Consider the following 25,352-nt stretch of genomic DNA (forward strand, 5'->3'; position numbering starts at 1 on the left):
AGGTCAAACGTGTCTTGTCGGCGGAGTGTCCAAGGACCGGGGGCCGCTGGGTGGTCGTGAGTGTTATGTGTCGTTCTAACGACCCGAAACACTCACGACCACCCAGCGGCCGTGTCGCGAAAGCCACTTTCGGGACGGTAGGCGTCGCGAAAGTGGCTTTCGCGACACGGCTTGGCATCACGCCACCTTTGCCTTACCTCTCAGTAGTACTACGCGGATTCCGGCTGCGGTTGGTGCCGGGCCCGGCCCGGCACGTTCGCCCCACAGGCACCAGCAGCCACAACAGTGGCGCGTGAAGGCCCCCTTAACTCGGCTCAGCCGAGGAAACTCGACCTTCACACCTTGCCGAGGTACATGAAGGACCCCTTCCTGTACCTAGGCGCAAGGAAGGGGTCCTTCATGTACTCAGGCGGCAAGGACACCGAAACGAACCGCTGATCTGACCTCAGAGGAGCTTTCGCAGCACTTCCCGCAGCGCGGTGAGGGCGGCCTCGGGCTGGTCCCAGAAGACCATGTGCCCGGCTTCCGGGATCTCGACGAGTCCGGCCGAAGGGTTGCACTCGGCGGCTTCGGCCACACCGGCGGCGGTGACGACCGGGCTCTCGCCGCCGTACAGGAAGAAGGTCGGAGCGGGCACCTCCGGCCAGTCGATGAAGAAGTCCTCCGATTCGAAACCGGCGTGGGTGGCGGCGATCGCGTCACGGGAACACGACGACAGCCAGCGGGCACGCAACTCCTGTTCCCGGCGCGGCCAGCGTGGCCAGGACCGGGCCACCTCGTCGGCGTCGGTCCCCCGGCGGGCCTGGTCGAGTTGCCCGAGGAAGGCGTCGAGGGTGGTGGGGTACGGCTCCCGGCCGGGCCCGCTCAGCGGAGGGTCGACCAGAACGGTGCCTCGAAGCCGGGAACGGCCGACGGCGGCGGCCCGCGCGGCGATCCGCGCGCCCATGGAGTGCCCGAGCAGGATCGGGTCGCGCAGTTCCAGTCCGGCCACGACCGCGTCGACGTCCGCGGCGTAGCTCGCCAGGTCGTAGCCCGGCGCGTCGTCGGACAGGCCGCGGCCGCGGACGTCGAGTACGAGCGGGCGTACGAGATCGGTGAGTTCCCGCGCCACGAAATCCATCGTGACGGCCGGACTGGTGATCCCGGGCAGCACGAGCACCGGGACACCGTCGGCGGGACCGTAGTCGAGCACGTGCAGCCGGACCGGCCCCGACCGCACCCAGCGGCTGGTCGCGGGAACGGTGCCGAGGTCGGCCAGCGCGGGCTGCCCGAGCGTGCGAAGTGGCGCCTTCCCGAGGTAAGCCGCGGCATCTTCGACGCTGACGACGTCGGCGTACTTGGCATGGAGGTCGAACAGTGCGGCGTCGTGCGGTCCCTGGGCGCGGTCACCGCAGGCTTCCCGGACGACGAGGGTGTTGAATCCGGACTGGACGGCGTCGACGGCGGTCGCGCGGACGCAGCCCGAGGTGGTGGCGCCGCAAACGACGACGGTGTCCGCGCCCAGGCTCGTGAGGAGAGCGGCCAGCGCGGTTCCGTGGAACGCCGAGGCCCCCTTCTTCAAGACGAAATGGTCGCCTTCGCGCTTTTCGAGCCGAGGGTCGAGGGCGATCGCTTCGCTTCCTTCACGGAGGGCTCGCATCCCGGGTGCTTTCCGGAGCCAGGCGATGGCGTCGCCGTCCGCCTCGGCGGGCGTGTAACTGATCGCCGTGTAGATCACCGGCACGTCCTGCCGCCGGGCCACGGCCACGAGGGCGGCGGTCGCGGTGACTTCGGCGGTGAGGTCCGCTCCGGACGGGAAGCCGGGTTCGGTGAATCCACGGGTCAGGTCGACCACGACCAGCGCCGGACGGGATCCGCGGGGCACGCTCGCGCCGAAACCGGCTCGGTCGTACACGCTGTCGAGGTGTTCATCGACGGGCACGCTGCAACTCCTTGATCAGTTTGTCCTGAGTGCGGATCCGGCCGAGCAGCCAGCCCTGGAACAGACCGAGCGCCGCGGCCGCCGCGATCGCGCCGTAGCGCTTGACGTTGTCGGGAACCAGCATGGCCAGCCCGTCGAGCGCCTCACCGCCTTGCGCGGGAACGGATTTCGCCACCGGCGCGGGCCCCGCCGCGACAGGCTGCCGCAACTGGTCGGCGAGGTTGCGGGCGAACTGGTCGAGCAGCCGGGTGGACACGGCGCCGATCGCACCCTTGCCGAACTGGGCGAGTTTGCCGCGGATCGACAGGTCGGTGCGCAACTCGATGGTGGCGCCGCCGGGTGCCTCGAGCACGGTCAGCGTGACGTCGGCTTCGGCGTCGCCGTTGCCGTGGGCGTCCGCTCCCCTGGCCAGCAGCCGCAGAGTGCGGTCGGCCTCGGTGACGTCGGTGAAGCGCACGGTGCCGGAGTAGGCGGCGGTGATCGGGCCGACCTTGACCTTGACGCGGCCGAGATAGGCGTCGTCCTGCCGCCCGTCGAGGGTCGCGCCCGGGAGACAGCCCGCCACCCGCTCGACGTCGTTGATCAAGGCGAAGACCGCGTCGGGTCCGGCCGGTACGGACAGCTGGTTTTCCAGGATCACGCTGTCGCCTCCTTTTCCTTGGCGTGGCACCGACGGGTCGCGGTCGCCTCGACCGCGTCCACGATCGTCTGGTAACCGGTGCAGCGGCACAGGTTCGCCGACACGGCCTCGCGGATCTCCTCGCGGCCGGCGTCCGGCCGCTGGGCGAGGAATCCTTCGGCCAGCATGAGGAAGCCGGGTGTGCAGAAGCCGCACTGCAGGCCGTGGTGCTCGCTGAAAGACCGTTGCAGGTCGGAGAGTTCGCCGTCGTGGCTCAGTGATTCGACCGTGCGGATCTCGGCGGTTTCCGCTTGTACGGCGAACATCAGGCAGGCCCGCACCGGTTCGCCGTCGACGAGGACGGTGCAGGCGCCGCACACTCCGTGCTCGCAGCCGACGTGGGTGCCGGTGAGCCCGAGGTCGTGGCGCAGGACGTCGAGCAGGGTCTTGCGCGGCTCGACGAGGGTTTCGTGCTCGTCGCCGTTGACGTTCAGGACGATCAGGTGCCGGTCGGTCATGATGGGACGCTCATTTCCTCGGGGATCCGCGTTTCGAGCGCGGCGAGCACGGTCTGCGGATGGACGGGGGTCGTGTCGAGTTCGATCCCCGTATGGCGCAGCGCGTCGTTGATCGCGTTCAGCACGGCGGCAGGCGCGCCGATGGTGCCGCCTTCGCCCGCGCCCTTCGCACCGCTTTCCGTGAAGGCGCAAGGGGTTTCGAGGTGTGTGACGGTGATGTCGGGGATCTCCGTCGCGGTCGGGACGAGGTAGTCGATGAAGCTGGCGGCCGACGGTTCGCCGTTGCCGGCATAGGTGACCTCCTCGAACAGCGCGCCGGCGATGCCCTGCGCGATCCCGCCGCGGCATTGGCCGTCGACGACCTGCGGGTGGATCACCACCCCGCAGTCCTCGACGCACGCGTAGCGCAGGATCTTGATCTGCCCGGTGCCCGGATCGGCCTCGACGACCACGGCGTGGGTGGCGTTCGAGAAAGTCCCGTCGCCGGGCACGTCGAAGCTCGCCGTGGCCGTCAGCGTCGGTTCGACGTCCTTGGGCAGCAGGTGACTGCGCAGGTACGCCACGTCGGCGATCTCCTCGAACGACGCACGCCGCTCCGGGTCGTCGATCTGGACGACGCCGCCGTCGCCGTCGAGACGGACGTTGTCGGGGCTCGTTTCGAGCAGGTGCGCGGCGATCTTGCACAGCAGCTCGCCGAGCTTCCCGGCGGCGAGGGACACCGCCGAGCCGCCGATCGTCACCGAACGGGAAGCGAAGGTCCCCCATCCGTAGGCGATGCGCTCGGTGTCGCCCTGGCGCAGTTTGACCTGGTCGAGGTGCAGCCCCAGCCGGTCGGCCACGATCTGCGCCAGCGTCGTCTCGTGGGACTGGCCGTGGTTCATGGTGCCGCTGGTGACGACGACGGATCCGGTGGTGTCCATGCGGATTTCGGAGATGTCGAAGCCGGGGACCACGGCCATCTTCCGCTTGGCGAAGGCACCCGACCCGTAGCCGGTCCGCTCCGAGAAGCAGCAGTAGCCGATGCCGATGTGCCTTCCCTCGGCGGCGGCACGGTCCCGGGTCTCGTACCAGCCCTCGTCGCGGAGCGTGGCTTCGGCCAGTTCCAGCGACTCGCGATAGGTGCCGGGGTCGTAGGTGATGCCGTTGACGCCGGTGTACGGGAACTGGGTGATCACGTTGCGCCGCCGGATCTCGACGGGGTCGAGGCCGAGTTCCCGTGCGGCGCGTTCCATGACCCGTTCGATCGCCATCACGTACTGCGGACGGCTGACGCCGCGATAGGGCGCCGTCGGTGCCTTGTTGCTGGTGATGGCGCGGGCGCGGACCCGGTACTCGGGCACCTGGTACACGCTCGGCATCTCGGCCGACGCCATCAGCGGCTCGATTCCCGCCGTGAACGGGTAGCAGGAGTACGCACCCATGTCGCAGACGACGTCGACGTCCAGCGCGGTGATGCGGCCGTCTCCGTCGAACGCCGCCAAGGTGCGGTAGCGCTGCTCCCGTGCCAGGAAGCCGGCCGTGAGCGCCTCCCGGCGGTCCTCGATCCACTTCACCGGCCGGTTCAGCCGTCGTGCCACCGCCGCGACCGCGATCTCCTCCCGGCCGACCACGCATTTCTGCCCGAAGCCGCCGCCCATGTCCGGAACGGTGACCCGCACGGTGCGTTCGGGGACCCGCAGCGAGCGGGCCATCGCCGTGCGCACCTGATGCGGCACCTGGGTGCACATCTGCACGAGCAGCTGGTCGTCGTGATCGTCCCAGGACGCGACCACTCCGCGTGTTTCGAGCGGGAGCGCGTTCTGGCGCCCGCTCTTCGTGACGACCTCGACCACGCAACCGCCGTCCGCGCGGGCCGCCTCGAATGCCGCGTCGACACCGGGAGTGTCGAACATGGACACGTCGAGCAGCACGTTGCCCGGCGCCTCCTCGTGCACGAGCGGCGCTCCTTCGGCGAACGCCGACTCCTCCGAGACGATCGCCCCGAGCGCCTCGTAGCCCACGATCGCGGCCTCGACGCCGTCCTCGGCGCTGTACGGGTCACGCGCGATGACCAGTGCCACCGGTTCGCCGGTGAACCGGACCTTCTCCCTGGCGAGGATCGGCATCGCGGTCGGCGAGAACTCCTCGGGCGGGCGGTCGAGCAGCGCGACGATGTCACCGAGCTCGAGATCCGCCGCCGTGTAGGCGGCCACGACACCCTCGACCGCCAGGGTGGCCGACAGGTCGATCGCGGAGATCGTGCCGTGCGCGACCGTCGAGCGGACGAAGGCGGCGTGCAGCATCCCGGTCAGCTGGATGTCGTCGACGAACCGACCCCGGCCGCTCAGGAAACGGGGGTCTTCGCGTCGCGGCACCGAGGCCCCGACCCAGCGACCGTTCCGCCCGTCGAATCGTGGAGTCATCGCGTCGCTCCTTTCTCCCACGCCTGGCCCAAGGCCGTGGTGACGAGGGTTCGCGCCAGCCGTCGGCGGTAGGTGCCGCTCCCCGCCGCGTCATCGGGAGGGTCGATGGCCGCCGCCGCGGCCTCGCCGCACGCGGCGAACAGCTCCGGCCCGGGAACACCTCCGGCGAGCAAGGACTCGGCCTCGGGAACCCGGACGGGCGCCGGGGCCACGCCGCCGAGCACCACGCGTCCGCCGGCCAGCGGAGCACGATCGCCGGGGCCCGCGTCCAAGCTGACCGCGGCGTCGACGATCGCGAAGTCGCCGTGGCGTCGGGCGAACTCGGTCAGCGCGGCCCGGGGCGCCGGACGGGTGAAGCGCACGGCCGTCACCACCTCGTCCGGTTCGACGGCCGTGCTGTAGAAGCCGTGGAACATCTCCCCCGCCGGGATCTCGCGGCGGCCGCCCGGGCCTTCGGCGACGATCACCGCGTCGAGCAGCAGGGCGAGCAGGCACCATTCCGCGGTGGCGTCGCCGTGCACGATGCTGCCCGCCACCGTGCCGCGGGAGCGGATCGGCAGATGCCCCACCCACCGCATGGCGCGGGACAGCACGGCGAAGTCCGGTCCGAGCGCGGCGACCTCCACCGTCCGATGGGTGACCATCGCCCCGATGGTCAGTCCCGAATCCGTATGGCTGAAGGAGTTCAGTGCCGGATCCCGGCGCAGCGGGCCGAGGTCGACCAGAGCCGTCGGCCGGGCGAGCCGGAAGTTCATCATCGGCATCAGGCTCTGTCCACCGGCGATCAGCTTCGGATCCTCGCCCGCCGCGGCGAGCTCGCCGAGCAGGCCGACGGCGTCGGAGACGTCGTGCGCCCGGTGGTAGCGGAACGCGGCGGGCTTCACGGAGCCGGAGCCGAGGTCGTACCGGTCGCGGGCTCCGCCGGGTCGACGATCCGGTCGAGTTCGCGCCCCCGGGTCTCCGGCGCGCCCATCATCATGAACACGACCGCCGCGACCACGAGCAGCCCCAGCACGGTGAAGGTCAGGGGCAAGCCGAGCACCGGCCACAGGACGCTGCCGAACAGCAACGGCGCGAAGCCGGTGATCGCCCGGCTCGACGAAGACGCCCAGCCGAAGCCGGAGGCACGGAGTTCGGTCGGGTAGAGCTCGGAGACGTAGGCGTACATCACCGGGATCACCACCAAGGCGAACAGGCCGAACGCGCCGATCGCCACCACCGCCGCCGCCGGAGTGTCCAGCAGCAGCGAGAACACGACCAGTGACAGCGCCGTCACCGGCCCGGCGACCATGATGATCCGTTTGCGGCCGACCTTGTCGACGAGGAGCACGGCGATCGCGACGCCGACGATGCCGGTCGCGTTCATGAGCGCGGTCGAGGCGAAGGCGGCGATCTCCCCGAATCCCTGTGCCCGCAGGATGGACGGCATCCAGCTGAGCGCGGCGTAGTACACCAGCATGACGGTGATGAACAACGACCACGCGACACCGGTGATCCGCGGGTTGAACGCCCACACCCGGCGAAGCTGATCGAACGCCGCAGCGAGCGCGCCACCGCGGGTGTCCTCCACCACCGCGGGCGGGATCGAGTACGGCTCAGGCGCCGCTCCCGTACGGCGGACGAGATCGTCGATGACGGTGCGTGCCTCCGCCTCGCGTCCCTTGCGCACCAGGTACAGCGGTGATTCCGGGATACCGCGCCGCACCCAGAACAGCAGCAGCGCGGGCAGGATCATCAGCACCAGCATCCAGCGCCAGTTCCCGGAAACCGGGACCAGCAAGGTCGCGGTGACGGCGGCCAGCGTGGTGCCGATCGGCCACCAGCCGTCCATTGCCGAAAGCACCCGGCCGCGATGCCGTCGTGGAGAGAACTCGCTGACGATCGCGTAGTCCACCGGGATGCATCCGCCGAGCCCGATACCCGCCAGGAAACGCAGCAGCAGGAACGACTCCACGTTCGGCGAGAGCGCGCCGAGCACGGAGAACAGCGCGAACAGCAGGAGCGTCACGCTGAACGCCCGCTTCCGGCCGATGCGGTCCGCCACCGTGCCCCAGATGACCGCGCCGACGGCCATGCCGATCAGATTGGCCGTCGCCACCAGCCCTTTCTGGCCTGCCGACAACCCGAATTCCGCCCCGACCAGCGGGGTGAGAAATCCGTTCAACGCCACATCCCAGGCGTCGAACATGTAGCCGAGGCCGCCGATGAGGAAGATCTTTCCTTGCACGCTCCAACGCCAGGGCAGGTCCTGGACGATCTGATCTCCAGTGCGCATGAATGGCTCCGTCACGCCGGCCAGTCCGCTCCTCAGCGGGCGAACTGGTAATGGATGGACTCGGTGTCGGGATCGGTGAGCGGGCTGCCGTTCCACAGCCAGTCGTAGGAAACGTCGGATTCGCCGTCGAACCGGCGCAGCTTCTCGTCCCGCTCGCGCTGCTCGGGACCGTCGGGCAGGTGGTAGAAGTCCATGTTCTGCAGTGACGCGTCCTGCACCATGCCCGCATGCTTGGCGCGCCGGTCCACGTACCGCATCAGGGCGCCGTCGATCCCGTCGCGGGTGACCCGCCCGAGCTCCTCGGCGAGCACCGCGGCGTCCTCCATGGCCTGGGACGCGCCTTGTGCCTGATAGGGCAGCATCGCGTGGCAGGCGTCGCCGAGCAGGGCGATCCGGCCGTCGACCCAGACGGGATCACGGCGACGACGGTACATCGCCCACACCGAGACGTCCTCGTCCTTCGCCTTGGCCAGCATGGCCGGGACCCGGTCGTCCCAGTCGCGGTATTCGGCGGCGAGTTCGGCGGCGGTGGCCGGACCGCTCCAGTCCCTGGCGACCGACTCGGTGCACGGCACGATCGCGACCACGTTGAGGTACTGGCCGCCGCGGATCATGTAGTGCACCAGGTGCTTGTTCGGGCCGTACCAGATCGTGGAGTGGTAGCGGTCGACCAGGAACCGGGTAGTGGGGTCCTGTGCGATCAGGTCTCCGGAGATCAGGGCGCGATAGGCCATCTCGCCGGAGAACTCCAGGGTGTCGTCGAATCCGGCGAGATCACGGACCGCCGACCGGATGCCGTCGGCGCCGATCACCACGTCGCCGGCGAACCGTCGCCCGTCCGCGGTGATCACCGCGGGGCGCTCCGGCTCGGTGCGGTCCAGGTCGGTCACCCGCGCGCCGGTCGCCACCCGCACCACCGGACCGGGGACGTCCGGATCCAGGCAGGCGTCCAGCAGGACTCCGTGCAGATCGGCGCGGTGGTAGTGCCAGTACGGCGCGCCGTACTGGTCGATCACGCGCCCACCGAGCGGCAGCTGGGCGATGATGCTCCCGTCGGCCCAGCGACGGCGGACCTGGTCCTGCGGCTCGGTCCGCACCCGTTCCAGCCGGGCACGCAGGCCGAGCCCGATGAGGATCCGGCTCGCGTTCGGCGCGGTCTGGATCCCCGCGCCGATCTCACCGAGTGCCGGCGCCGCCTCGACCACGGTGACCCGAAGTCCTCGCTGCCGCAGGGACAGCGCGGCGCACAGCCCGCCGAGGCCGCCGCCGACGACGATGACCTCAAACGACTGACTCGCGGCCATGCCCGCCTCCCGTCTTCGTCAATTCCCCGGCGCCGCTGAGCAACCGCCCGGCGCCCGGCACCCGGGGCTCGACCCCGAGTTCGGACAGGATCCGGAACGTCGTGGCGGTCGCCGCCGACAGGACCGGGATCCCGATTTCGTCCTCCACCGGCTGGATCGCGGACAGCGACGGCATCTGGACACAGGCCGAGAGCACCAGCGCGTCCACATCGGACAGGTTCAGCCTCCGGTGGTGCTCCCGCAACCCGGCCGGATCCAGCCGTGCCACGGCGAGGTTGTCCGACACCTCGAGCGACAGCGCGTCGGCCACTTCGATGCCCGCGTCCTCGATGTAGTCCACCACCGCCTGGGTGAGCGGCTTCAGATACGGCGTGATGATCGCGACCTTGCGGGCACCCAGCGCACGGATACCCGACAGCAGCGCACCGGCGCTGGACACGACCGGCGCGTCGGAGCCCTCGTCGCGCAGCACGCGCTCGATGTCGGCCTCGGCGGTGCAGTGGTAGCCGGGCCCCTGGGCCATGATCGCCACCAGGCACGCGGTGGCCACCACGTCCGGCCGGGCGTCGGCCAGCTCGGCGGCCGCCCGGCCCGCCTGCGCGTTCATCGCCCGCAGCTGTTCCGGTTCGACGTGCTTCATCCTGGCCCGCGCGGAATGGAAGACGAACCGGTCCCCCGGTTCGGCCTCTTCCCTGGCACGCAGCATCCTCGGCAGCTCGGTCTCCATCGTGAGATTCGAGCTGGGGACGATCATCCCGATGTGGTGGTCGCTCATCGACGACCCGCCGGGCGCATCTCGGAAACGGTCAGCTCACCGTTGTCGACGATCAGTTCGTCGTCCAGGTACAGGGAATTGCCGCGCATCGGGATGTCGAAGTGGCAAGGGGTGTCGTTCGGGCCGCCGAGCTCGTTGTTGGGGCCGATGGAGAACATCACGTTGCCGTAGAAGCTGCGCAGTTCCATACCCATTCCGCCGGGGAACTGGGTCAGCCCGTGCCAGTGCGCACGCTCGTCGAGCCCCCAGCCGACGTGGCTCATACCGTAGCCGCGGGGGTCTTCGAAGCTTTCGATGTAGGACCGCAGCAGGTCGGCGTCCAGCCCGGTCGATCCGGCGCCGCCGCGGATGTCCCGGATGAAACCCTGCTCGATGGTGATTTCCACCGGCGTCTGTACGTAGGTGTTGAACGGCAGCAAGACATCCCCCGGCGACAGCACGATCTTCCCGTCGACGCCGTCGTCGGCGCCGCCGGTGAACACGAACGCCGCCGGCCAGTGGTCCCAGCGACCGGGGGTGTCGGTGTAGCCGTACTCGGACAGCGTCGGGTAAACGCCCAGCTGATAGGTGACATCGGTGCCCGCCGGACTGGTGATCCGCATGGTGCCCGCCTTGGCGAGCAGCTCGGCGCCGATCTCCACCCGCTCCCGCAGTTCCTTCGTCGGCATGAGCCGGGCCAGCAGCTCGGGCGGCTCGACCGCGGTGAGGATGCGGGTGCCCGCGTCCTGGATGGCGAACTGTTCCTTGCTGAACAACAGGAACGTGCAGTCGACCACCATGTCCACGCTCTTGAGCGCCTCGACCGCGAGCGGGATGTTCCCGAGGCCCGAATCCCCCACGGCCCAGGCGCCCGCGGCGCTGACCGGCGAAGGCAACCGCATGTGGTAGGCCGAGGCGCCCAGCTGCTGGGCGGCCCACAGGAAAGCGTCGGCGTACTCCGCCCGCTCACCGCCGCGGGTCAGCACCACCACGGTCTCACCCTCGTGCACCCCCGAGAAAGTCAGCTGGCGCAGGCAGATGTCGTTGAACAGGTTCTGATCCATCGTTGACCACCTCCACATTAATCCGAGCACGTATTATCCGGATGCGCAAGAGTTGCGCCTGGATTCGTGCTCCCGCAACGCATTGGGCCCAGCACTCATCCGAACACGTACTATCCGGATACGCAAGGGCTCGCGGAGGACAGACTTCGTCGAGGGATGGCCGTGAGCGACCGTCCGGACACGTAGGATTACCCGGGGGCCCGGACAGCGGGTGAAACAGACGAGGGAGAACGACGATGGGTGAACCGGCGCGTACGGGCCGGCGCAGGGAAGACACGCCGGCCGTCACTCCCGCGCCACCCTCCGACCTGCTGGCGGCCCCCGGCTACGGCGCCCGCCGGCTGCACCAGGCGTACCTCGCCGCGTGGAACCGGCACGTGGATCCGGTCCTGACCGGTCCGCAGTTCGCGGTCTTGTCCGCGGTCCGCGCCTACCCCGGGAGCGACCAGAGCTCACTGGCGGGCGCCGTCGCGCTCGACACCTCGACGATGGCCGATCTGTGCCGCAGGCTCGAGCGGCGGGGCCTCATCCAGCGCGTCGAATCCCCGCACGACGCGCGCCGCAAACTGCTCTCGCTCACCGACGAGGGCAAGTCGGTCTTGAGTCAAGTCAACCGCCGCGCCCGAAGGCTCGACAAGGCGCTCCTCGACGGCGACGGCACCGACGGCGACATCGACATGGCCGCGCTGCTCAACACCCTCGGGGCCCACTGGGAACGGATCGCGTCGGTCGACAAGCTGCGCTGACCCGGCCCAGCGCCGTGAGGGCCTCCTTCCCTACCTTCAAGGTAGGCAAGGAGGCCCTCACGGCGCTGCCCGTTGACGTCACACGCGTGCTTGGAGCCGGATGACAGCCGGCGCGAGAGTTCGCCCTCCAATCACGCGAGTTACGTTTCTGATCACGCGAGTTCACCTTCTACCGAGCGGTAAGAAGCGTGGCGTGATGGCAAGGCGTGTCAGATGTTCCGAAAGCGGCTTTCGCGACACGGGTGCTGGGTGGTCGTGAGTGTTTCGGGTCGTTAGAACGACACATAACACTCACGACCCCCACGCGAAATCGAACATATAGGCATCAAATGGACATTCAGCCGTCGGGAAGCGTCCTTTGTGGAGACTCGGGTGACTCCTTCCACCTTGAAGCCAACGAAGAAGTCCTTCAGCGCAGAGGCTCGGTCACGCCGCCTTTGCCGTTCGCCCTCTGATCACGCGTGTCCGGCGGCTCAGCAACCCGCCGGTGAGCACGGTGGACGGCGGGGCGGGTTGCCGTCGATGACGTCCTGTTGCCGGTCAGCGTGGACGGCCGCGGCCCGCGCGCCGAGCACGGCGACGTCCAGGGTGCAGGACTCCAGCCAAAGGGGCCTCAGGACGCCGGCCTGACGGCAGATGGTCTCGGACTGGACGCGGACCGAGTAAGCGAGGTTGCTCGCGAAGAACGGTGCCGTCGGGTTACCCGGGGCCACCTGTGCGCAGGGCCGGAGCAGGGACGCGGTGGACGCGACCCGCCAGCTGTTGCCGAACGTGTAGAGATCTGCGAACGCGATCGGGGCGCGGAACCGCGTGCCGTCCTTGGCCTCCAGCAGCGTGGGGCTGTCGTCCGGGTTGCCGAGCAGACCACGCACCCTCGTCGGCCAGGTGCCGAGGGCGACCGCCAAGTCCGTATAGCCGGTGTTCGCGGTGACGTGGATGCTGTTCCCGGCCTTGTCCCTCACCGTGTACACGTTCGCGGCGCGTTTGATGTCCACCCCGGCCGGCAGCGACAGGGATCCGCCGGACACCAGCTCGGTCGGCTGGCCGTCCACCACCAGGCGCGTTCCGTCGCACAGCGCGACCTGTGTGGTGCCCATCCTCGTCGCGACCGATCGGTTGACCGAGGTGTTCGGCCACGACGGAGCACCGGACACCTTGCGGGTCTGCACCTCGAACTCACTGCCCACCTGTGCCTCGACGAAGTCGCCCGAAGCCTGGAAGTCATAGGCCAGCCCGGCGAACGTGACTTCGTGGGTGTCACCGATGGCCACGGCCGAGGCACATGGTGCCTCCGCGCCGAGCACTCCTGGGGCGAGTTTCTTCTGACGGAAGACCACCGCGGGCTTGGTTCCGGTCGGCAGCGGCGGAGGTGCCACGAACGAGAGGTTGTTGGCCTCCTTGCTGAAGCCGGTGGAGATGCACAGGGGTTTGGCCGTGCCGCCGTATTCGATCTGCGTACGGGTGTTGAACTCGGCATTGCCGTTGAACACGGCGGTGGATTCGTCGTCGAAGCCGTACACGTTGAACTCGACGTCTTTCCACTGCGTCCCGATCACGAGTTCGCGGGCGGCCGCCACGGCGGCGACGCCCCCGTCGACGGTGAACACGGCCGCGTCCTGGGGCCCGTTCGCGCTACCGGTCAGCTTGTACCTCGGCATGCTGCTGGTCACGAGCGGCATGTTCGGTGTGGGCGTCCCGGCGCTCTTTTTATAACAGTTGTCGGCCGGCTTGGCCTGCCAGCCCGCCGGGCATGGCGCGCCGAGCGACCGCAGCCAGTACTTGATGTACAGCTCACCGCCGCTTCCGTTGTTGGCGAATACGAACTGCATCCAGCCCCAGCACTGCGGTTTGCCCGCGCATAGCGGGGTCCTGAATTCGTTGGTGTTGAGCTGAAGTGTGTAGGCGTCCTTCGTCTCCGGCGGCGTGTTGGCCGCGACAGGCGACGTCACACTCGTCACGTTCTTGACCGTGCCGTTGTCGAACGAGCCGGTCGCTTGCTGGACGGCTCCGGCGGGCGTGCGCGCGATGACACCGAAGTCCCCGCCCGCCATCAGCGTCGGGGGTGTGTCCGCTCGCGCCGCCATCGGCAGCAGAATGATCCCGATCGCGGCCATCGCCGCCGTGCGTCTCTTTCCGCGTATTCGCGATAATCGGCTCGTCACCTGATTCCCTTCCATTCGTTTCAGCATTGAGCGAGAAGGCTGTCCTCCCAGGTCCACACACCCGGTTGCTGCTGGACTTCCCCATGCCAGAACCGGAATGTGTACGGAGTCGGGATCAAAGTGCCGACCTGGCTGCGGATCTGACCGACGAGGTGATACGTGGCGATTTTCCCGTTCCTGATCTCCGAGTACGCTCCCGGCGATGTGCAAGCCGGCTGTCCGGCCAACGCCTGCGGCTGCATGCCGACCACCGGGAAGAGCAACGGCGAAGGCGGATCACAGCGGGCACGATCGGCCGCATCGAAGCGGTACTGGCCGTTCACCACCTTCTCGTGCAGCCAGTACACGATCCTGCCCGAGCCGACCGGGCGGGAACCGACCCGCCAATGGGTCGAGTAAGGCGCGACGCTGTCACTGAAGCTGCCGTTGATCGTGCACCGCCAGTTCTGTGCGGCTTGCGCGGGCGCCACTCCCGTCACGATTCCGAGTACGACGACCATCACCGCGACAATGCCGAGTTCGCGTTTCATGGAGCAGCTCCTGGGGTATTCAGCCGAAACGTCGGCCGGGTCTCGCACCGATCCTGCTCCTGGCACCGCCGACCGGGTAAGCTCCGAATTCGCCCATTCGGCCGTGGGTGAGAATGCCCATCGATTCTGCGGCCATGCGGGCTAGTGTGACCGGGCCGGCGAACCAGTAGACTCCCATTTGTGGTCTCGACCGGGGGGTCCAGCACGGGGCACGGCGACCTCGCCGAGATCCTGGGGGCACAGGTCGTCTGGTGGCAGCTCGGTTTCCGGACACGCCGGGCGGTGATCCGGCAGGCGCGCAAGGGAAACCGCTTCCCCGACCCGGAGATCTGGGCCGTCGCGCTGGGTTGGGCACGTCATTGGCTGACCGCGCCACGCTGGTGGCGCCGGGTGCGAATCGCGGGCGCGACCGTCCTCGCGATCTTGTACCTTTTGGCGCTGGCTGGCGAATGGGTGGGAGCGGACCCGTTCGTCGCGTTCAACGGCGCGCTCGTGCTCTGTTTGCCGCCGGCCGCGGCTTGGGCCACCAGGCAAGCACGTGTCGCCAGGATGCTGGTCGCCTTGGCCCCCGGCCCTCGACCGGAGGGGCCATCCACCCGGGCTCTGGCGATCCGCACCTCGGGCCTGCTGCTTTCGGTCGGACTCGCGGCGGGCGTGGTCGTCGTGGCCGTCGCCCACCAGCACCCCGAAGGCCGCTTCTGTCCTCCGTTCGCCGTCGACGCTCCGGTCCGCGATTGGTTGCGGCACAACGACGGTCAAGTCGGGGCTGGATGCCCCGCCGGTGACACTCGCAGTGGCGCCGGCGGCGTGCGCTACACGCCGTGGAACGCGCCGAACCGGGGAGTCAGGTTCGGGCCCGACTACGTGATCTACGGTCCGCGCTCCGACCGTCTCACGGTGATGCCGATGGCCATCTTCACCGTTTGGGCCGCCGAGGGCGGGCCGTCGGGGCGGCTCGGCGAACCGATCGACGAGTCGGCGGATCATTCGGTCTGCTACGTGAATTTCCGCGGCGGCGCGATCGTGCTGCCCGTCGGCGGAACACCACGAATCCACTTTGGACAGCGCCGGTCCGTCGCCCGCGAAGCCGGCGGCTCCTGCGAAGTCCTCGACTGGCCCTGCATCACGAAGGCCTCCGCGGCAGGCACGGGTATCCGGCTGAGCTGGCGATACCAGACCGCCGACGCGTTCAACGTGGCCTGGTGGCGGGAAAACGACCCGACACGGTCACGCGTGGAACGCGAAGTCGCGGGCTACGAACTCACCGTGCCCGGCCTGACCGCGGCGACCACCTATCTGGTGGAGGTCCAAGCATGCGAGAAGCATTTCGTGCGCCGCTCGACCTGCACGAGATTCTCGCCCCCAGTGATCGTCAGAGTGCCGTAGATGCCGGAGGGCCCGAGACATCCGACGCCGATCCTGCTGGTGCTCGCCCTGCGCTGGCTGGCGTTCGGCTGGATGCTGATCGTGGCGTTGATCAGCGGGCAGATCCAGCGGCCCGTCGAAGCGGGGATCGCGCTGCTCGCGACCGGTTGCTGGACGGCCTGGCTTACGGTGGCCGGGATCCGGCGGATGCGGCCGGTGCTCGCGATGGACGTGGCGGTGGCCATCGCCCTGACCGTGGCGTACGGCCACATCCATCCGCCGCACGCGATGCTGACCGAGCACCCGTCCTTCATGGGCGCGTATCCGGCCGCGGCGGTCGCGGCCTGCGGAGCCGTCTACGGACCGCGCGGCGGCTGTACGGCCGGGCTGATCCTCGGGTTGTCCCTGCCGTTCGCCTACGCCGCAAACGAAGTCGCGCTCGACAGGCTTTCCTTCCTCCAGGTGCTGGCCATGATCGGCGGAGGGCTCTCTTACGTCTTGCTCGGCGGCACGATCGGGGCGGCCGCCCGTCAGCTCGACGCGCTGCACGAGCGGGCGAACCGTGCCGGGCTGCGAGCGGCGCGGATGGCCGAGCGGCAGCGGATCGCCGCCCAGATCCACGACGACGTGTTGCAGGAACTCGCCCGGCTGCGCGCGAACATCCGGGAAGCCGGGCCGGCGTGGGCCGCCGTCGCGGAGGGGATCGCCCGGCAGGAGTCGGCCCTGCGGGGCCTGGGCGGCGCGGAACCCGATCCACCGCCGACCGGCGTCGTGTCGCTGCGCGCCCGGCTGGCCGAACTCGCCGAGCGCCACGACGACGTCGCGGTCCGGCTCATCACCGCGGGCCCGTTCCTGCTGCCCGCGGGTATGGCCACCGAGATCTCCGCCGCGGTGGCCGAACTGCTGACCAATGTGGTCAAACACGCGCGGGCGCACCACGTCTGGCTCACCGTGCTGCCCGACGGCGGCGACATCACGGTCACCGTCCGCGACGACGGTGTCGGGTTCCCGCCCGACCAGGACACGAGCGGGCTCGGCCTGCGGCTCTCGGTGAAGGCCAGGGTGCACCGGATGGCGGGTGGCGTCCGCATCCGCAGCAGCCCCGGCCACGGCACCGAGGTGGAGCTACGTATCCCGAAGGGAAAAGACCATGCGTGAGACCCGGATCCGCGTGCTCATCGTGGAGGACCACCCGATCACCCGCGACGGTGTCCGAAATGGACTGGAGCGCGACGGCAGGGCGATCGTGGTGGCCGAAGCGGCCGACGTGCCGACGGCGTGCCGGATGGCCGATCAGGTGCGGCCCGACGTCGCACTGGTCGACCTGAGCCTGCGACCCCACCCCGAAGAACCCACCGGCCGAGGCGTCAGCCTGATCCGCCACCTGCGGCAACGCCGGCCCGAAGTGCGCGTTCTCGTACTCTCCCAGGCGGGCCCGGAGGAGTTGCTGGCCGCGATCCAGGCGGGCGCGCACGGCTGCGTCGGCAAGGCCGCCACCTCCGCCGAGCTGACCGACGCGGTCGCCGCCGTGCTCACCGGGCCGGTGCTCCCCGCCGAACTCGCGGCGCATCTGATCGGCGAGCTGCACCGGGACGCCCGGCCGCTCACCACCCGGGAACGCGATGTGCTGCGCTGCCTCGCGAACGGCTACGACAACCAGGAGATCGCCGCGCAGCTGCGCATCGCCGTGCGTACCGTGAACCGCCATCTGGAGAACATCCGGGACAAGCTCGGCCGGACCCGCCGCTCCGACCTGATCCGCATCGCCCGCGCCCAGCTGCTGCCCTGGAATTCCCGTTGAGGGAAACCCGGCTGGTCACTACGGTCCCTGGCATGACCGCCGAGGAGTTCGTGCCGAGAGGTTTCATCCCGCCGACCTCGCTCGTCACCGACCGGTTCCATCTGGAACCGCTGGGGCCACGGCACAACGCGGCCGACCATGCCGCCTGGATGTCGAGCATCGAGCAGATTCGCGCCACACCCGGCTATCCCGACGGGAACTGGCCGCCGCATGAAGGCATGACCCTCGAGGAGAACCTCGTCGATCTACGCCGTCACGCCGACGACTTCGCACGCCGCACCGGTTTCACCTTCACCGTCCTCAGCCCGGACGACGGGGACGTCATCGGCTGCGTCTACCTGTATCCCACGGCCGCCGAAGAGTGGGACGTCACGGTGCAGTCCTGGGTTCGGTCCGACAAAGCGGAGCTCGACGCGGCACTCGCCGACGCCGTCGCGCGCTGGCTCGCCTCGGAGTGGCCGTGGATGCGCGTGGACCGCTGCGGTCGCTAGACCGCGTTTCATAAGCCAAGTCCGTGTGGTAATTCGGCGTGGTGCCGAAGGCTCTTGTTTCTTGTTTCGTGCGGTGAAGATGCTGCCGGCTGAGGCCGTGAGCACTTCGCTGACTTCAAGGTAGCCAGGAGGCCTTCATGGCGAGGTTCCGGACCGGCCATGGGAGCCGGGTCGTGAGTGGTAAGTGCCGTTAGAACGACACTTACCACTCACGACCTTGCCGTAAGACGATCTTCCAAAGCCCGCAGAGGCCATTCTCGCTACGTTTCGACGCCTCGCTGCCCGAGCAGCAGGCCGCCGACGCTCGCCGCACCGGCGCTGCCGAGCGCGATCCCCCAGCCGACCGGCCCGAGCGGCGTGCAGCCGAAGAACTGGCTGACCCCGGGGGTCTGGACCAGGATCGCCAGCAGTACGGCGGAGCCAAGCCCCGCGGCGAGGACGGTGCCGTCCCGGCCGCCGACGGCCAGCGTCTGCCCGAGCTGGGTGCCGATCAGGGAGACGAGCGCGATCGTGCTCGCCCGCCGTTGCCTGCCGGTCAGCCTCGCGAGCGTCCACGCGACGGACGCCCCGAGTGTCGTGGTCACCGCGCGCGTGGTGATGTCCCGCCGGAGAGCGTTCCCGAGTGACGCGCTGGGCCCCTCACGCAGCAGTTCCGGCACGGTCTCGCCGTCCGGCCTGCTCAACGCGATCGCCAGCGCGGGCGCCAGGTCGGTGAGCAGGTTCATCAGCAGCAACTGGCGAGCGGTGAGCGGTGAGCGTCCGGTGACGATCGAGCCGAGCACGGTGAACGCGATCTCCCCCAGGTTGCCGCCGAGCAGGATGCCGAGTGCCTCACGGACCGACGCCCACATCGCCCGGCCTTCCACCAACGCGGCGACGATCGTCTCGAGCCGGTCGTCGGTCACCACGAGGTCCGCGGCCGCCCTCGCCGCGGCCGTGCCCCGTTGTCCGAGCGCGATCCCGACGTCGGCGAGCCGGATGGCGGGCGCGTCGTTCGCGCCGTCGCCGGTCATCGCGACGACCCGGCCGCCGCGCTGGTATGCCTGGATGATCCGGACCTTCTGCGCCGGGCTGCACCGGGCGATCACGTCGACGTCGGCGAGTTCGCGATCGAGCTCCTCGTCGGCGAGTTCCTCGATCCTCGCGCCGGTGAGCACCTTGGTGTCGCCGTTGCGGCCGGTGATCTCCTCGGAGACGGCCTCGCCGGTGGCCGGATGATCGCCGGTGATCATCACCGTACGCACTCCGGCCTCGCGCAACCGTTCCGCCGCCGGTGCGGCACTGTCACGCACCGGATCCGCCAAGGCGATGAAGCCGAGAAGCCGGAGTTCGTCGACGTCGTCCTCGGAAAGGTCCTTTGTGGACACGGGCTTCTCGGCGACGGCGAGGACGCGGTGCCCGGCGGCGGCCAGGCGGCCCACCCGCTTCTCCAGCCTGCTCCGGACGCCGGACCCCATCGGCCGATCGCCGTGCCGGGTGCACCGGGGAAGGACTGTCTCCGGTGCGCCCTTGACGCACATGAGGTATCGCTTGCCGATCTTCCCGTTCGTCGCGTGGAATCCCCGTGACGGCTCGAACGGGACGGCGCCCGACTTCTCCCAGCCGCCGGCGTCCACGCCCGCGGCGATGCCGCCTTCGAGCACGGCTTGATCCGTATGGTGCGGCAGATCCTCGGGGTTCTCCGCCCGAGGCGTCGCGCGGACGGCCGCCACCAGCACCGCCTGGTGGCTTTTTCGCAGTCGCCGCACCTCTGCCGTGGTCCTGCCGTCGTCGATCCGGCTGACGCTGAGCTTGCCTTCGGTCAGGGTGCCGGTCTTGTCGAAACAGAGGACGTCGACCCGCCCGAGCGCTTCGATGGTGCGCGGATTGCGGACGAGCGCGCCGTGCTCGGCAAGCCTGCGGGCGGCCGCCAGTTGTGCCGCGTTCACCAGGAACGGCAGGCCTTCCGGCACCGACGCGACCGCGAGGTTCACCGCCGCCCCGACACTTTGCCGCAGCGGTACGCCACGGACGAGTCCGGCGCCCGCGACGGCGGCCGCCGAGCCGACCGCGACCGGCAGGGCCTGTTTGGTGAGCGACGCGAGCCGTGCTTCGACACCGGTTTCGGGGGCGGCGCCTCGTGCGGCGGCCATCCCCCGTCCGACCTCGGTCTCGTCCCCGGTCGCCACGACGACGGCGGACACCTTGCCCGCGGCGACCGTGGTGCCTTCGTACAGCATCGATGCCCGCTCGGCGAGTTCGGCGGCCACGACCGGCGCCGGAGTCTTCGACACCGGCAGCGACTCCCCTGTCAGCGACGACTCGTCGAGTTCCGCGCCGGTCGCTTCGAGCACCCGGCAGTCCGCGGGCACGACGTCACCGGATCGCAGCGACACGACGTCACCCCGCACCAGCGCGTCGGCGACGATCTGCCGCTCGGCACCGTCGCGTACGACGGTGGTCACCGTCGCGGACCGTTCGAAGAGCCCGGCCAGCGCGCGATCGGTGTGCACCTGCTGCACGCTGCCGATCAACGCGGACACCCCGACGATCCCGGCGACCAGCGCGGCGTCGACCGGAGAGCCCACCGCGGCCGAAACCGCCGCGCCACCGGCCAGTACCGGGGTGAGCGGGTTGGCGAGCTCGGCCATGAACGCCTTCGCGATGCTCGTGCCGGCGTTGCCTTCGCCGCCCGCACGACCGGCGGGCGCCCGCCGCCGGGCCTCGCGCTCTTCCAGACCACGCGGGCCCGAGCCGAGCCGGTCGAGCACGAGGTCCGCGGGCATCAAATGCCACGGAGGAGCGACGCGGCCTGAGGAAGGCGCCTTCCGCTCGCCGGTGAGCGTCCGGGCACGCCAGATCCCGTCGCCGAAAGCCATGAGCGCCCCGGCGTTCACCGCGCGAAGGCCACTCGCGGCGGGCCTTCGCCGGGCGCCGAGCGCGGTCACGCCCCCGATTCCGCTGGCCGCGGTCGCGAGCATCGTCGAATCCCGGACGACCGCCTTGGCGGCGGTGAGCGCGTCGACGAGCAGGACGGCCGTGCCGATGTCGCGGCCGATCAGCACGTGTGCGCCCCACGGCGGCGGATTCCCGTCCTCGTGCACGCCGACTCCGCAGTCGGACGCCCCCAGCGCCCGGCGATCGTCGGAAACCAGCATGACCACGCGTCCGCACGCCTGGAGTTCGCGAACCGCGTCGAGCACGACGCCGTCGTCGGTCTGGACCACCCGCAGCCCGGCGGCCTTGGCCGCGGAAGCCAACGCGTCCACGTCGGGTGAGACCTCCTGCGCGACGGCGAGCAGCCCGGCAGGCTGCCCGTCACGGACCAGGCCCAGCACCAGATGGGCGCCCTGGTCCAGCATCCGCTGCCGTTCGGGGAATCCTTCGCCGCCGTCCAGGTCTTCGACCGGTCCGAGCGTCCATTGGCCGTCCCGCCGGACCACCTCGGGTTTCTCCGGGTCGAACAGGGCGAAGGCGGCGGCCGTCAGGTCCACCGGGTCGCCACCGGGCAACGGGACCAGATCGCTGAGTACGTTCGCCCCCGCGCCGAGCGCCGTGGTGTCGATGACGATCGTGTCGATGAGGTCGAGCCCCCGCAGCACGGACCGGTCCATCACCAGCGCGCCGCGCCTGGCGAGGACCTGGCCCAGCTGGGCGGCAAAGGCGGCCGCGCCGTTGGAGGGGGCCTTGGGCAACGCGGAAATGCCGACCGCGGCGGCGCGCCTCGGCCCGACGAACGGCAGGGTCGCCGCGGCGGCCGCGGCCCCGGCGGCGATGGACCGGCGCGCGTGCCGGTCGGCCGCGCTTTCCGGTAGCGGCCATGGTCGTTCGCTCACCACCGATTCGGCGCCGGCGTGCTCGCGCTGTCCGACCAGCTTGGACTCGGCCTCGCACCAGGCCCGTTGGTGTGCCTTGGCCTCCCGCCATTGGGTGCCGCGGACCATGATGTCCAGCACCGTTCCCTCGCTGCGGGCCGCGAGACCGTGGACCAGCGCCGCACCGATGGAGGTGGCCGAATCCGCCCGCTCCCGTCCGCGCAGCTTCCGGTCCGCCAAGGCACGCAACCGCGGGTGCAGGTCGACGAGTGACGCCAGCGCCGCGACCTCCGTCGGCAACGGAGCCCACGGCATGATCTTCGAAGCCACCGACAGCATCAGTCCCGCGGCGTCCGCGGCCAGTGTGGACGGCAGCCGGGTCGCCGTGGTGCCGTCCGCCGGATGGTGCAGTTCGTCCTCTTCGACCCGTTCGGCTTCGGAAGCAGGTTCCGCCTCGGCTCGTTCGACCGCGCGGATCAGCTCCAGGCGCCGGGGTCCCGGCTCTCCGACCGCGACGACCACTCGGGACGTCGGCGCGTTCACCTGCGCCCAGCGCACGCCGGGGATCTCCGCCAAGGCTCGTTCCACCCGCCGGGCGACGCGGGCGCCGTCCGGTCCCTTCACGCCGTGCGTCTCGATGTAGAGCCTGCCGGGACACGACCAGACCGCCCGCCGCGGTCCGCGTCCCACGATCCCCTCCAGCGGAAGAAGCGCCAGCCCGGCCAGCCCCCGGGCGACCCGCCCCAGCGTCCGCGACGGTTTGGGGAAGGCGACACCCAGCACGTCCACGGTCTCCAGGTCCGTCCGCCGCATGCGGCATCCTCCTCGCGCTCGGGGCCTTGTGGATCTCCCCGAGTACCCGCGCGGTGGAACGTCGAACCCCCTCACCACCTCAAGAGGTGACGGAGTCGATCAACCGGTTGTACCGGAGCCTCAGCGCGCGTTCGAGGGCGGAGAGGAATCCCGCCACCGTGAGCGTGATCTTCGCCCATTTCGGCAGCACCACCGGCGACGTGAAAGTCCCGGCGTGTTCGGCGACGACGGGGATCTTGGTGACGGCCTCCGCGCCCTGGAGCAGGCCGAAGACGAGCGCGATCAGCAGGATCACGAGCGAGACCGCGCCGATCGCGGCACTGGTCCGGGGGAACCGCCGCCCGAACCTCACCCGCAGTCCTTCCTGCGAACGAGGGTGAGGCCGCAGTGCTCGCTCGCCACCGTGCTCGGGGACGAAGTGCATGCGCTTCAGCCCGACCGCGCTGGTGGCGACTTCGATGACGCCGCCCGGCACGGGGAACGCCGCGGGCAGGTTGGACCGGAAGAGCTGGACGCCGTCCCGGTACAGCGCCGCGGGGCTTTTCCCCTCCGCGTCTTCGTGCTGTTTCCGGGTCTTGGCGTCGGCGAGGTACCGGACGTCGACCGCGTAGACGTGTGCTTCGTGATCGAGGTAGAACAGCGAACGGGAGAAGAGCTGCCACCGGCGGTACTCGGCCAGGGCGGATCCGTCCCCGGACCTGACCCTGGAGAGCTGCCACCGTCGTTTGAGCTTCTTGACCATCATCAGCGAACGTTCCTCCTCCGGCGTGCCCTCGACGTTCCCGTCGTGCCGGCCAGTTCCGCCGGCTCCCGTGTGCTCCAAGACATCCCCCGCAGTGGACACCGTGCCCCAGGGGCACGGTCAAGCGGCTTGACCATGCCCCCGGGGCGCGGCCTCGAATACGTACGTCCTCGGCGACAAGGCCTGCGCGGTGAATACGCGCATCACCGCGATCCGGGAAATACGATTCTCCGACGAAGTCTTTCAACGAAACGCACCGAACCAATACGATGGACGGGCGTGAACCGGATGAAGACGAATCCGTCGGATCATCCTTCCCCAAGGGACCTCGGCGACACAACAGGATCCGGCCTTTGACGTGTCCCGTGCGACGCGTGGGGAATTTGTATCCCCGATCCGCCGTCCGGCCCAAATCCGGCCATCTCCTGCGACGACTTTCCCTCTTGTCACCCGATTGCTGGTCCTCACCCGCGTGGAGAAGCGGGAAGATCCATGCCGGACCGCGACGAAAGAGGAATCGGCGAAAAATGACTACCGAAGTCGCCGCGGCGGTCGGTTCGACGGATCGCCCGAGCGGCCGAACGTGTTCTTGGCGCATGCGGGCGCCGCCGGGACGTCCCGGCCCGGACCGACCGCACGGCCCGGGGCCACTCCGGGCGTCCGTCAAATACCCCAAGGGGAACCATGAACCGCGTCACCACGCTCGTAGTAGACGATCAGCCCCTCATCAGATACGCGCTCAGCAGGCTGTTGCGGGATTCGGCAGGGGTGGGGGCGGTGGCCGAAGCCGCGAGCGAGCCGGAAGCGTTGTCGCAGTGCGAGAAGAGCCACCCCGACATGGTCATCACCGAACTGTCGATCTGGGGCGAGCCCGCCGGGACCGCGATCTGCCGGTTCGTCAAGGAACACTTCGAGCGCGCGGCCGTCCTGGTCTTCGCCGGTGACGCCTCGCCTTCGGCCATCGCCATGGCACTGAACGCGGGTGCGGACAGCTTCGTGCACAAGTCGGCCAGCGGCGGCCAGGTGATGTCGGCGGTACGCTCCACCCTCGCCGGGCAGCGGGTGTGCGTGCAGGCAGGCGAAACCCCGCGGCCGGTCACCGAAGCCGTGCGGTACGCGAGCCTGATGACCAGGCGGGAGGAGGACATCCTCGCGCTGATTCTCTACCGGTGGTCGAACGACGAGATCGCCGAAGAACTGCACCTCGCGACGCAGACGGTGAAGAACTACGTCAGCAGGATCCTGCAGAAACTGGGCTTCGGCAGCAGGCGCGACCTGTTCCGGACACTGCGATTCCGGCCGGGCGGCACCCCGCTGCCACGGCTGGAGACCACTCCGCACGAAGGCGGATTGCACGCCGCGGACCGGCTGGCCGGGTACCGCGGCTAGGACATGGCCTAGGCCGGCCGGGTGGGTGGCGTACCGGAAGTACCGTGGCCGGAGCAGGTTCGGTACCCACCGTCTCCTGCGCCACCGAGATCGTTTTTCTAGCGTTGCAGTCATGACGAAGCCAGGCTTCCCGTTCGTGCTCCTCGCGCTCGCCGGAACCCTCGCCCCGGATACCGTCCGGGCCTCGTCGGTCAAGATCCATGAGGTGCTCGGCGGCCCGGCAGGCTACATCGCCCTGCACAACACCGGCGCCGTCACGCTCGACATCGGCGGTTGGTCCGTTCAGGCGTGCACAGGCGGAGCCGTGCCCATCGAACTGGCCATCATGCCCGCCGGGAGCGAGATCCCCGCCGGTGACCATTTCCTCATCACCGGACAGGGTTTCGGCGGGACCGTGCAGCGGATGGTCGTCGAGGCGATCGTCGGGGACGGCGAGATGCTGCTGGACCGGCGCGGAGCCCGGGTCGACAGCGTCGGATGGGCGCCGTCGTCGCCGTGTCGCGAGAACCAGGCCGCTGTCGCCTGTCCCGGGCTCGCTCAGGCAAGGGACGCCGTCAGCCGCGACACCGACGACAACAAGGCCGACTTCGGCTGCGTACGGCCACTCCCCTGAGATCCGCTCCCCCCGGTTTCGAATCCGTGTGCCCGCATCAGAAAGGTTC

General features: G+C 69.6%; 20 protein-coding genes. 7 read left to right on the forward strand and 13 right to left on the reverse strand.

Going from position 1 to position 25,352, the window contains the following annotated elements; genetic code table 11:
• Positions 1–445: 445 nt before the first annotated feature.
• The 9 genes from DMH03_RS33200 to DMH03_RS33240 are packed head-to-tail and all read right to left on the reverse strand — an operon-like array spanning position 446 to position 10,857.
• Complete coding sequence (locus tag DMH03_RS33200; RefSeq protein WP_125795919.1) at positions 446–1,921, reverse strand: isochorismatase family protein; 1,476 nt, start codon at positions 1,919–1,921, stop codon at positions 446–448.
• Positions 1,908–2,561: an SRPBCC family protein gene (locus DMH03_RS33205; protein WP_125795920.1), complete on the reverse strand. Its 654-nt coding sequence runs from the start codon at positions 2,559–2,561 to the stop codon at positions 1,908–1,910. The genes DMH03_RS33200 and DMH03_RS33205 overlap by 14 nt, the downstream gene beginning before the upstream one ends.
• Positions 2,558–3,058, reverse strand: coding sequence for a (2Fe-2S)-binding protein (locus DMH03_RS33210; protein ID WP_125795921.1), 501 nt, complete (start codon positions 3,056–3,058; stop codon positions 2,558–2,560). Before DMH03_RS33210 ends, DMH03_RS33205 begins: the two co-directional genes overlap by 4 nt.
• Complete coding sequence (locus DMH03_RS33215) at positions 3,055–5,460, reverse strand: xanthine dehydrogenase family protein molybdopterin-binding subunit (RefSeq protein WP_125795922.1); 2,406 nt, start codon at positions 5,458–5,460, stop codon at positions 3,055–3,057. The genes DMH03_RS33210 and DMH03_RS33215 overlap by 4 nt, the downstream gene beginning before the upstream one ends.
• Positions 5,457–6,344: a xanthine dehydrogenase family protein subunit M gene (locus DMH03_RS33220; RefSeq protein WP_125795923.1), complete on the reverse strand. Its 888-nt coding sequence runs from the start codon at positions 6,342–6,344 to the stop codon at positions 5,457–5,459. The genes DMH03_RS33215 and DMH03_RS33220 overlap by 4 nt, the downstream gene beginning before the upstream one ends.
• Positions 6,341–7,735 (reverse strand): MFS transporter, encoded by a 1,395-nt coding sequence (locus DMH03_RS33225; RefSeq protein ID WP_125795924.1) that lies wholly within the window; start codon positions 7,733–7,735, stop codon positions 6,341–6,343. Before DMH03_RS33225 ends, DMH03_RS33220 begins: the two co-directional genes overlap by 4 nt.
• A gap of 32 nt (positions 7,736–7,767) precedes the next feature.
• Positions 7,768–9,039, reverse strand: coding sequence for an FAD-dependent monooxygenase (locus tag DMH03_RS33230; RefSeq protein WP_125795925.1), 1,272 nt, complete (start codon positions 9,037–9,039; stop codon positions 7,768–7,770).
• Positions 9,017–9,814 carry an aspartate/glutamate racemase family protein gene (locus tag DMH03_RS33235; RefSeq protein WP_125795926.1) on the reverse strand — a complete coding sequence of 266 codons (798 nt, stop codon included), beginning with the start codon at positions 9,812–9,814 and terminating at the stop codon, positions 9,017–9,019. Before DMH03_RS33235 ends, DMH03_RS33230 begins: the two co-directional genes overlap by 23 nt.
• A complete protein-coding gene (locus DMH03_RS33240) occupies positions 9,811–10,857 on the reverse strand; it encodes a leucyl aminopeptidase (protein WP_125795927.1) in 1,047 nt (348 codons plus the stop codon). Before DMH03_RS33240 ends, DMH03_RS33235 begins: the two co-directional genes overlap by 4 nt.
• A gap of 236 nt (positions 10,858–11,093) precedes the next feature.
• Between DMH03_RS33240 and DMH03_RS33245 the strand changes: the two genes are divergently transcribed.
• A complete protein-coding gene (locus DMH03_RS33245; RefSeq protein ID WP_125795928.1) occupies positions 11,094–11,603 on the forward strand; it encodes a MarR family winged helix-turn-helix transcriptional regulator in 510 nt (169 codons plus the stop codon).
• A 473-nt stretch (positions 11,604–12,076) separates the two neighbouring features.
• On the opposite strand, the gene DMH03_RS33250 is transcribed toward DMH03_RS33245, so the two are convergent.
• Both DMH03_RS33250 and DMH03_RS33255 read right to left on the reverse strand, forming a co-directional pair.
• On the reverse strand, positions 12,077–13,717 hold the full coding sequence (locus tag DMH03_RS33250; protein ID WP_158633145.1) for a VWD domain-containing protein: 1,641 nt from the start codon (positions 13,715–13,717) through the stop codon (positions 12,077–12,079).
• A gap of 68 nt (positions 13,718–13,785) precedes the next feature.
• Positions 13,786–14,295, reverse strand: a complete 510-nt coding sequence (locus DMH03_RS33255) for a hypothetical protein (protein WP_125795930.1) — start codon at positions 14,293–14,295, stop codon at positions 13,786–13,788.
• A gap of 180 nt (positions 14,296–14,475) precedes the next feature.
• Here DMH03_RS33255 and DMH03_RS33260 point away from each other — a divergent pair, with 180 nt between their 5' ends.
• From DMH03_RS33260 to DMH03_RS33275, 4 genes are read left to right on the forward strand one after another with little or no spacing between them, the layout of a single operon-like run.
• Entirely contained in the window at positions 14,476–15,681 is a 1,206-nt protein-coding gene (locus DMH03_RS33260; protein ID WP_125795931.1) for a hypothetical protein, read from the forward strand.
• On the forward strand, positions 15,682–16,818 hold the full coding sequence (locus tag DMH03_RS33265) for a sensor histidine kinase (RefSeq protein ID WP_125795932.1): 1,137 nt from the start codon (positions 15,682–15,684) through the stop codon (positions 16,816–16,818).
• Complete coding sequence (locus tag DMH03_RS33270; protein ID WP_125795933.1) at positions 16,811–17,461, forward strand: response regulator transcription factor; 651 nt, start codon at positions 16,811–16,813, stop codon at positions 17,459–17,461. Before DMH03_RS33265 ends, DMH03_RS33270 begins: the two co-directional genes overlap by 8 nt.
• A gap of 32 nt (positions 17,462–17,493) precedes the next feature.
• Complete coding sequence (locus tag DMH03_RS33275) at positions 17,494–17,952, forward strand: GNAT family N-acetyltransferase (RefSeq protein ID WP_125795934.1); 459 nt, start codon at positions 17,494–17,496, stop codon at positions 17,950–17,952.
• Between the two features lie 260 nt (positions 17,953–18,212).
• On the opposite strand, the gene DMH03_RS33280 is transcribed toward DMH03_RS33275, so the two are convergent.
• Entirely contained in the window at positions 18,213–22,559 is a 4,347-nt protein-coding gene (locus tag DMH03_RS33280) for a cation-translocating P-type ATPase (RefSeq protein WP_125795935.1), read from the reverse strand.
• A gap of 79 nt (positions 22,560–22,638) precedes the next feature.
• Positions 22,639–23,382 (reverse strand): hypothetical protein, encoded by a 744-nt coding sequence (locus DMH03_RS33285; RefSeq protein ID WP_233611767.1) that lies wholly within the window; start codon positions 23,380–23,382, stop codon positions 22,639–22,641.
• A gap of 603 nt (positions 23,383–23,985) precedes the next feature.
• Here DMH03_RS33285 and DMH03_RS33290 point away from each other — a divergent pair.
• Positions 23,986–24,690: a response regulator transcription factor gene (locus tag DMH03_RS33290; RefSeq protein WP_125795936.1), complete on the forward strand. Its 705-nt coding sequence runs from the start codon at positions 23,986–23,988 to the stop codon at positions 24,688–24,690.
• A 112-nt stretch (positions 24,691–24,802) separates the two neighbouring features.
• On the forward strand, positions 24,803–25,303 hold the full coding sequence (locus DMH03_RS33295) for a lamin tail domain-containing protein (RefSeq protein ID WP_125795937.1): 501 nt from the start codon (positions 24,803–24,805) through the stop codon (positions 25,301–25,303).
• The last annotated feature ends 49 nt before the right edge of the window (positions 25,304–25,352 follow it).

This window comes from Amycolatopsis sp. WAC 01376 (assembly GCF_003947415.1).
Lineage (GTDB): Bacteria > Actinomycetota > Actinomycetes > Mycobacteriales > Pseudonocardiaceae > Amycolatopsis.

Bases quoted from the DNA above. Each gene is read 5' to 3' on its own strand.
- DMH03_RS33210 (WP_125795921.1), bottom strand. From the start codon at position 3,058: ATGACCGACCGGCACCTGATCGTCCTGAACGTCAACGGCGACGAGCAC.
- DMH03_RS33215 (WP_125795922.1), bottom strand. From the start codon at position 5,460: ATGACTCCACGATTCGACGGGCGGAACGGTCGCTGGGTCGGGGCCTCG.
- DMH03_RS33225 (WP_125795924.1), bottom strand. From the start codon at position 7,735: ATGCGCACTGGAGATCAGATCGTCCAGGACCTGCCCTGGCGTTGGAGC.
- DMH03_RS33230 (WP_125795925.1), bottom strand. From the start codon at position 9,039: ATGGCCGCGAGTCAGTCGTTTGAGGTCATCGTCGTCGGCGGCGGCCTC.
- DMH03_RS33235 (WP_125795926.1), bottom strand. From the start codon at position 9,814: ATGAGCGACCACCACATCGGGATGATCGTCCCCAGCTCGAATCTCACG.
- DMH03_RS33240 (WP_125795927.1), bottom strand. From the start codon at position 10,857: ATGGATCAGAACCTGTTCAACGACATCTGCCTGCGCCAGCTGACTTTC.
- DMH03_RS33245 (WP_125795928.1), top strand. From the start codon at position 11,094: ATGGGTGAACCGGCGCGTACGGGCCGGCGCAGGGAAGACACGCCGGCC.
- DMH03_RS33250 (WP_158633145.1), bottom strand. From the start codon at position 13,717: ATGGCCGCGATCGGGATCATTCTGCTGCCGATGGCGGCGCGAGCGGAC.
- DMH03_RS33255 (WP_125795930.1), bottom strand. From the start codon at position 14,295: ATGAAACGCGAACTCGGCATTGTCGCGGTGATGGTCGTCGTACTCGGA.
- DMH03_RS33265 (WP_125795932.1), top strand. From the start codon at position 15,682: ATGCCGGAGGGCCCGAGACATCCGACGCCGATCCTGCTGGTGCTCGCC.
- DMH03_RS33270 (WP_125795933.1), top strand. From the start codon at position 16,811: ATGCGTGAGACCCGGATCCGCGTGCTCATCGTGGAGGACCACCCGATC.
- DMH03_RS33275 (WP_125795934.1), top strand. From the start codon at position 17,494: ATGACCGCCGAGGAGTTCGTGCCGAGAGGTTTCATCCCGCCGACCTCG.
- DMH03_RS33280 (WP_125795935.1), bottom strand. From the start codon at position 22,559: ATGCGGCGGACGGACCTGGAGACCGTGGACGTGCTGGGTGTCGCCTTC.
- DMH03_RS33290 (WP_125795936.1), top strand. From the start codon at position 23,986: ATGAACCGCGTCACCACGCTCGTAGTAGACGATCAGCCCCTCATCAGA.
- DMH03_RS33295 (WP_125795937.1), top strand. From the start codon at position 24,803: ATGACGAAGCCAGGCTTCCCGTTCGTGCTCCTCGCGCTCGCCGGAACC.